Below are 3,563 nucleotides of genomic sequence, written 5' to 3'. Positions count from 1 at the left end.
TGTGTGTTGTTTGAGAAGTGCATAGTGGATGCGAGCATCTTTATTTTTGCAATGCATACAAGTTTTTTGGTTGTGTGTTTTGTCGAGTTTTTGTGTCTACATTCGTGTCTCGCGTGGATCGTGCTTTTGTGCGGTGTGTGTGGGGTGTGTTTGTAGGTGTTGTTGTAAGTGTTTTAGGGCGTTCGGTGGATGCCTTGGTACCAGGAGCCGATGAAGGACGTGGTAGGCCGCGATAGTCCTCGGGGAGTTGTCAAACGAGCTGTGATCCGAGGGTGTCCGAATGGGGAAACCCAGCACGAGTGATGTCGTGTTACCACCAGCTGAATGTATAGGCTGTGTGGGGGGAACGTGGGGAAGTGAAACATCTCAGTACCCATAGGAAGAGAAAACAATTGTGATTCCGTGAGTAGTGGCGAGCGAAAGCGGAGGAGGCTAAACCATGCGCATGTGATACCGGGTAGGGGTTGTGTGTGTGGTGTTGTGGGGTTCATCTTCTCCGATCTACCTGTCGGGGCGTGAGTGATAAATGCTGCATGTTAGGTGAAGTGGCCTGGAATGGTCTGCCGTAGACGGTGAGAGTCCGGTAGCTGAAAACGTGTGGTCTTGCGTGATGGGTGCCCAAGTAGCAGCGGGCTCGTGGAATCTGCTGTGAATCTGCCGGGACCACCCGGTAAGCCTGAATACTTCCTGGTGACCGATAGCGGACAAGTACCGTGAGGGAAAGGTGAAAAGTACCCCGGGAGGGGAGTGAAATAGTACCTGAAACCGGACGCTTACAATCCGTCAAAGCCTGTGAATCATTTGGTTGATTGTGGGTGATGGCGTGCCTTTTGAAGAATGAGCCTGCGAGTTAGTGCTCGGTGGCAAGGTTAACCCGTGTGGGGTAGCCGTAGCGAAAGCGAGTCTGAATAGGGCGTGGAGTCGCCGGGTCTAGACCCGAAGCGGAGTGATCTACCCATGGCCAGGGTGAAGCGTCGGTAAGACGTCGTGGAGGCCCGAACCCACTTCAGTTGAAAATGGAGGGGATGAGTTGTGGGTAGGGGTGAAAGGCCAATCAAACTCCGTGATAGCTGGTTCTCCCCGAAATGCATTTAGGTGCAGCGTTCTGTGTTTCTTACCGGAGGTAGAGCTACTGGATGGCCGATGGGCCCTACTAGGTTACTGACGTCAGCCAAACTCCGAATGCCGGTAAGTGAGAGCAGGGCAGTGAGACTGCGGGCGATAAGGTTCGTAGTCGAGAGGGAAACAGCCCAGATCGCCGGCTAAGGCCCCTAAGCGTGTACTAAGTGGAAAAGGATGTGGGGTCGCGAAGACAACCAGGAGGTTGGCTTAGAAGCAGCCACCCTTGAAAGAGTGCGTAATAGCTCACTGGTCAAGTGATCCTGCGCCGACAATGTAGCGGGGCTCAAGTACACCGCCGAAGCCGCGGCACTCACATAAGCCCGCCCATGATCTACGGGTTGTGGGCTAGGTGTGTGGGTGGGTAGGGGAGCGTCCTGCATCCGTGGAAGCGCCCGTGTGAACGAGGTGTGGAGGGTGTGGGAGTGAGAATGCAGGCATGAGTAGCGAAAGCAGAGTGAGAAACTCTGCCGCCGAATGACCAAGGGTTCCTGGGCCAGGCTAATCCGCCCAGGGTGAGTCGGGACCTAAGGCGAGGCCGACAGGCGTAGTCGATGGACAACGGGTTGATATTCCCGTACCCGTGTATCCGCGCCCATGCTGAATCAGTTGTACTAACTGTCCAGATCCTCCGAGAAGACCTTCGGGTCTCGAGTGGGGTGATGCACAGGACCTTGGCTGGTAGTAGGCAAGCGATGGGGTGACGCAGGAAGGTAGTGGTGCCAGGCGATGGTTGTCCTGGTGTAAGCCTGTAGGACGAAACATAGGTAAATCCGTGTTTCATTGAGTCTGAGAGGTGATGCGTAACCGTTGTGGTGAAGTCCATGATCCTATGCTGCCGAGAAAAGCCTCTAGTGAGTTGGTACACGGCCCGTACCCCAAACCAACACAGGTGGTCAGGTAGAGAATACTAAGGCGATCGAGAGAACTGTGGTTAAGGAACTCGGCAAAATGCCCCCGTAACTTCGGGAGAAGGGGGACCCATACTGGTGGCCGGATTTACTCCGTGAGCTGGTGTGGGTCGCAGAGACCAGAGAGAAGCGACTGTTTACTAAAAACACAGGTCCGTGCGAAGTCGTAAGACGATGTATACGGACTGACGCCTGCCCGGTGCTGGAAGGTTAAGAGGACCGGTTAGTTCCCTTCGGGGGGCGAAGCTGAGAATTTAAGCCCCAGTAAACGGCGGTGGTAACTATAACCATCCTAAGGTAGCGAAATTCCTTGTCGGGTAAGTTCCGACCTGCACGAATGGCGTAACGACTTCTCTGCTGTCTCAACCACAGACTCGGCGAAATTGCAGTACGAGTAAAGATGCTCGTTACGCGCGGCAGGACGAAAAGACCCCGGGACCTTCACTATAGCTTGGTATTGGTGTTCGGTTCGGTTTGTGTAGGATAGGTGGGAGACTGTGAAGTGGGCACGCCAGTGTTCATGGAGTCATTGTTGAAATACCACTCTGATCGTATTGGACTTCTAACCTCGGACCCTGATCGGGTTCAGGGACAGTGCCTGGTGGGTAGTTTAACTGGGGCGGTTGCCTCCTAAAATGTAACGGAGGCGCCCAAAGGTTCCCTCAGCCTGGTTGGCAATCAGGTGTTGAGTGTAAGTGCACAAGGGAGCTTGACTGTGAGACGTACATGTCGAGCAGGGACGAAAGTCGGGACTAGTGATCCGGCACCAACGTGTGGAAGTGGTGTCGCTCAACGGATAAAAGGTACCCCGGGGATAACAGGCTGATCTTCCCCAAGAGTCCATATCGACGGGATGGTTTGGCACCTCGATGTCGGCTCGTCGCATCCTGGGGCTGGAGTAGGTCCCAAGGGTTGGGCTGTTCGCCCATTAAAGCGGCACGCGAGCTGGGTTTAGAACGTCGTGAGACAGTTCGGTCTCTATCCGCCGCGCGCGTTAGAAACTTGAGGAAACCTGTCCCTAGTACGAGAGGACCGGGACGGACGAACCTCTGGTGTGCCAGTTGTTCCGCCAGGAGCACTGCTGGTTAGCTACGTTCGGAAGGGATAACCGCTGAAAGCATCTAAGCGGGAAGCCTGTTCCAAGATGAGGTTTCTCACCCTCTTGAAGGGTTAAGGCCCCCTATAGACCATGGGGTTGATAGGCCAGAACTGTACGCCTAGTAATAGGTTTAGGTGACTGGTACTAATCGGCCGAGGACTTACCAACAACACCCAACACATCAACTTGTAATAAAGGTGTGTTCGCATCCACTATGACACTTCTGAAACAACACACGCAATCGCTCAACAAAGAGCGCATCCCGTGTGGATGTTGTTTCATATTGTTTCGGCGGCTATAGCGGTGGGGAAACGCCCGGTCCCATTCCGAACCCGGAAGCTAAGCCCACCAGCGCCAATGGTACTGCACTCTAATCGGTGTGGGAGAGTAGGACACCGCCGAGCACAACATTCCAGTAATGCCCCGCACCCCTC

General features: G+C 54.3%; 2 rRNA genes. Both read left to right on the top strand.

Annotated features, from left to right (window positions below):
* Positions 1–162 precede the first annotated feature (162 nt).
* Positions 163–3,297, top strand: a 23S ribosomal RNA gene (locus tag GOSPT_RS00015).
* Positions 3,298–3,416: 119 nt separating this feature from the next.
* A 5S ribosomal RNA gene (gene rrf / locus GOSPT_RS00010) occupies positions 3,417–3,533 on the top strand.
* Positions 3,534–3,563: the final 30 nt, after the last annotated feature.

This window comes from Gordonia sputi NBRC 100414 (assembly GCF_000248055.1).
Classification (GTDB): Bacteria; Actinomycetota; Actinomycetes; order Mycobacteriales; family Mycobacteriaceae; genus Gordonia; species Gordonia sputi.
This window is presented reverse-complemented; position numbering and strand designations above follow the sequence as displayed.